Source organism: Campylobacter concisus (genome assembly GCF_902460845.1).
GTDB lineage: Bacteria > Campylobacterota > Campylobacteria > Campylobacterales > Campylobacteraceae > Campylobacter_A > Campylobacter_A concisus_X.
In genome coordinates, this window is sequence record NZ_CABPVS010000013.1 from 1 (window position 1) to 4,653 (window position 4,653).

The window sequence follows — 4,653 nt, forward strand, 5'->3', positions numbered from 1 at the left end:
AAACTATACAAATTTACCATATAAAAAGTTTGTAAAAAAGAATGTATCAGAACTTATAAAAAATATTTTAAGTGAATCTTCGAATGTTTCATCTTGCCTTCAAAATTTACTAATAATTTTTAGCGAATTTTTTACAATATTGTTTTTATATATTCTTCTTCTTATTGTTGATATTAAAATAACATTGGTTCTTACCTTATTTCTAGGTATTAAAGTTTTTTTTATAATATTTTCAATAAAGAATAAAATAAAAAGTGAAGGTGTAAAAAGATCTGCGATGGAGTCAAAGTTCTATAGAATATTAAATGAAACATTTGGAAATTTTAAAATGATAAAATTGATCCAAAATGAAGAAAAACTGTATAATGAGTTCTCAAATGCAAGTTATGGATATGCTAGAGCGAATATAATAAATGCTACATTAAATCAACTTCCTAAACTCTCACTTGAAACAATTGGCTTTGGAGTCCTTGTGGGTATTGTAGTTTATGTACTTTTTAAGTATAAAGATGCAAGCTTTGTTTTACCAATAGTTTCTATGTATGCTTTGGCTTTATATAGAATTCTTCCTGCTCTAAACAGAATACTTTCAGGCTATAACATAATTTTATTTTTCTCCAAATCTCTTGATATTATGTATAGAGAACTTAACTATATATTGCCAAAAGAAGGAATGGATCTAATAAATTTTAATGAAAAAATAGAGTTAAAAAATATATACTTTGAATATACGAAGAATAAAAAAGTTCTTGAAAATATAAGTTTGATTATAAATAAAGGCGATAAAATTGCTTTTATTGGAGAAAGTGGAAGTGGCAAATCTACATTGGTTGATTTGATTATAGGATTATATAAGCCACTAAAAGGCGAAATATTTGTAGATGGTGAAAAATTAACAATTTCAAATATAAAATCTTATAGGTCAAAAGTAGGTTATATACCACAATCAATATATCTTTTCGACGGTACTGTCGGAGAAAATGTGGCTTTTGGTTATGAATATGACAAAGAAAAAATTATAGAAGTTTTAAAAAAAGCTAATATCTATGATTTTTTATCTTCAAAAGAAGGAGTTGATACTTTAGTCGGAGATGGCGGAATTCAGCTGAGCGGTGGTCAAAAGCAAAGAATAGGAATAGCTAGAGCTTTATATAGTGATCCTGAAATTTTAGTTTTAGATGAAGCAACGAGTGCTTTAGATAGTGAAACGGAGGCTAAAATAATGGATGAAATATATAAAGTAGGTAGTGATAAAACATTATTAATAATTGCACATCGATTAAGCACAATTGAGAAATGTAATAAGGTAATAAAATTAAATTGAGTAAAATAATTTAACTGGCAGAATATAAATAGATCCAATTTTTATAGTATATTTGTTAGCGAAGGGAGTATTAATTGTATAGTTTAGAAAAAAAACTTTATGAGCAGCTTTGCTTTTTGAGAGATGCATACGACTTACAAGGTATAAAAGCAGAGTTTGAAGCAGAAGGATCTTCTTTTAGAGATTTGATGAGACTAAGAAGACTAACTTCTAAGGCAGGAGTTAAACTATATTTAAAAATAGGCGGTGTAGAAGCTATAAGGGATATAAAAGATGCCATTGAGATTGATGTGGATGGATTGATAGCCCCAATGGTGGAGAGTAAATTTGGTGCCAAAAAATTTTATGATAGTATTTTAAATATTTATGGTGGGCATGAAATTCATACTACATTAAATATAGAAACAAAAAGCGCAATAGAAAATTTTGATGAAATTTTAGAGTATGCAAATGGCAAATTCAATAACATAACTATTGGTAGGAGCGATTTAACTGCATCATATTTTGATGAAAATATCAAGCCAGATAGTGACTTTACTTTTGAACTTTTAAAAAAAGTTGCTCTTAAAATGGATACCACAGATATGACTTTTACGGTTGGCGGTAGTGTTTCTGCTAGAACAATAGAAATTTTAGATCAAAAATATCAAAAACTAAAAAAATTGATATATAAACTTGAAACTAGGAAAGTTATACTACCAACAAAAATATTCATAGAAAAAGAAAATGCAATAAAAGAAGCTTTGAAATTTGAAGAGTTATATATATTATCAAAAAAAGAATTTAGTGATATGCAGATTGGATCAGAACTATCAAGACTAACAGAGCTAAAAAGGAGATTGCAATGAACAATTTTGCAGTAATAATACCAGCACAAGAAAAGAATAGATATCACGAGTTAGGTGATATAGCACCTTTTGGGGATACTACACTTTTGGAATGGAAAATAGCACAATGTAAAGAATTTATAAGATCGTCTCAAATTTATATAAACTCTGAGAGTAAAAATATTGAAGAGATAGCAATAAGGTCAAATGTAAATTTTATTGAAAGGGAGCCAAGGTTAAATTATATAGATATGGTTATGAGATCTATATATAAAGTCAAGGAAGATAATATTATATGGATAAATTGCACTACTCCTTTTTTAAATAGCAAAAGCTACAAAACAATGGCAAATGTTTTTTTGGATAATAAGATAGATTCATTAATTGCGGTTCACAAAAAAAAGGACTACATTTTTTTTCAAGATAGGAGGCTAAATTTTACAGGCAACTTAATGTCTAGAAATGAAATAGAGCCAGTTTATATATTAACGAATGGTTGCTATATAATTAAAAAAGAAATCGCTTTAAATAGTAGAAGCTTATTTACGGAAAGTCCGTATTTTTTTGAAATAGATTCATTTGAGTCTATTGAAATAAATAATATAGAAGACTATGCTTTTGCCAAAGAGTTAATCAATATGTATTTTAAAAAGGAACTAATGTAATGAAAAAAAAGATAGTAGCGATTGTCCCGGTTAGAAAAGGCTCTCAGAGAGTTGTATCAAAAAATACTAGAGATTTTGCAGAAACCAACCTACTTAAATTAAAGTTAGATATTTTAAGACAACTTAAAGGGATTGATGAGATTATTGTTTCAACTGATTGTGAGAAGTGTACTAGAATAGCGCAAGAAAATAATATTAAAGTTCACATTAGAGATAATTTTCATTCTGGTTCTACTGTAACAAATGATGAGCACTGGTATCATATTGCAGATATTACACCAGGGGATATAGTGTTTATGGCCCAGGTCACAAGTCCTATGGTTAAAGTTTCTACTTACCAAAAGGCAATAAATAAAATTATAGAAGATGAAAGTATAGATAGTATAGTTTCAGTTTCTGAAGAAAAAAAATTTTTATGGAAAGATAATAAACCGATTAATTACGATATTAATAGAACACCAAAAAGTCAAGATTTACCTAATATATTTTCATTAAATTTTGCTATCTCAATTATAGATAAAGATGTGATGATGAAAAAAAGAAATGTTGTTGGCGATAGGCCGTATTTTCTATACCTTAATAAGATAGAATCTGTTGATATAGATGATATTTTCGATTTTGAATTTGCAGAGTTTTTGTATAAAAAGTATACAAAAGAATGGTTATTAACTAATTAATTAAATATAGGAAAGAGTGTCATGAAAATTTGCTTAGTTACAGGGGTAGCTGGTTTTATTGGTTCGGCCGTTGCGAAGAGACTATTGGAAATGGGCTATAGAGTAATTGGAATAGATAATTTATCAACTGGTATATTGGAGCAAGTACCTGAAAATGTTGAATTTTATAAAATGGCTACACATGAAGGTCAAATGATAGAATTATTAAATAGCTATAAATTTAATGCAATATTTCATATAGCTGGTCAGAGTGGGGGCGAACCAAGCTATTCTAACCCTGTTTATGATCTGCAAGCAAATACGCAATCTACATTACTTTTATTAAAATATGCAGTTGATAGTGGTTGTAAAAAATTTATTTATGCTAGTACAGTATCCGTTTATGGTGAGCCTAGGTATAATTTAGAAATATCCGAAGATGCATTAACATTACCAAAATCATTTTATGGTGTTGGTAAGCTTGCAAGTGAAAACTATCTTAGAATTTATTCAAATCAGTTTGGATTAGATACTGTAGCATTAAGATTATTTAATATATATGGTCCAGGATAAAATCTTGATAATCTTTATCAGGGTATGACAAGTATTTTTTTGTCTCAAGCTATTAGAAATAAGCATATTCATGTTAGAGGTCCAAAAGATAGATTTAGAGATTTAGTTTATATTGATGATACAGTTGATGCTTTTGTTAAAATGATGGATTCTAGAATAAAGGGCTTTAATATCTATAATGTTGCCACATCAAAAAAGACTAGCGTTGAAGAAATTGTAAATGAGATAAGAATTAATTTGCCATTTGATATAACTGTCAAATATGAGGGAACAACACCAGGAGATGTTTTTGGCTATACAGGAAGCAATAAAAAGATTATGAATGATATAAATTGGATACCACTAACTAGTGTAAAACAAGGTATAAAGACTATGACTAAATGGGCCTTGAATCTTAATAAAGAAAGTAAAAGTTATAGCAAGATTGAGAAAGATTAGATAACAATAAAGAAATGGTCTGAAATTATAAAACATAGTCTTAGATTATTTTAAAATTTATAATAGTAATTAGGAAAGATTTTTGACTAAAGTAGTATTTTGGGATTTTGATGGAGTCATATTAAACAGCTTGCCAGTAAGAGACTATGGATTTAGAAAAATATTTGAGG

General features: G+C 28.1%; 4 protein-coding genes and 1 pseudogene. All 5 read left to right on the forward strand.

What is annotated here, in order from left to right:
- Positions 1–1,324: ABC transporter ATP-binding protein (locus F3H00_RS10150; protein ID WP_149703847.1), on the forward strand; the 1,324-nt coding region annotated here is incomplete at its 5' end.
- 74 nt (positions 1,325–1,398) lie between these two features.
- A complete protein-coding gene (locus F3H00_RS10155; RefSeq protein ID WP_103604606.1) occupies positions 1,399–2,172 on the forward strand; it encodes an aldolase/citrate lyase family protein in 774 nt (257 codons plus the stop codon).
- The gene (locus F3H00_RS10160; protein WP_149703848.1) at positions 2,169–2,816 is read left to right on the forward strand and encodes a glycosyltransferase family protein; all 648 of its coding nucleotides are present in this window, start codon (positions 2,169–2,171) and stop codon (positions 2,814–2,816) included. The genes F3H00_RS10155 and F3H00_RS10160 overlap by 4 nt, the downstream gene beginning before the upstream one ends.
- Positions 2,816–3,493, forward strand: coding sequence for an acylneuraminate cytidylyltransferase family protein (locus F3H00_RS10165; protein ID WP_103604604.1), 678 nt, complete (start codon positions 2,816–2,818; stop codon positions 3,491–3,493). Before F3H00_RS10160 ends, F3H00_RS10165 begins: the two co-directional genes overlap by 1 nt.
- A 21-nt stretch (positions 3,494–3,514) precedes the next feature.
- Positions 3,515–4,483: pseudogene (locus tag F3H00_RS10170) on the forward strand (NAD-dependent epimerase/dehydratase family protein).
- The last annotated feature ends 170 nt before the right edge of the window (positions 4,484–4,653 follow it).

Excerpts from the sequence above, each read along its gene's own strand:
- F3H00_RS10160 (WP_149703848.1), top strand. The coding sequence starts at position 2,169 with ATGAACAATTTTGCAGTAATAATACCAGCACAAGAAAAGAATAGATAT.
- F3H00_RS10165 (WP_103604604.1), top strand. The coding sequence starts at position 2,816 with ATGAAAAAAAAGATAGTAGCGATTGTCCCGGTTAGAAAAGGCTCTCAG.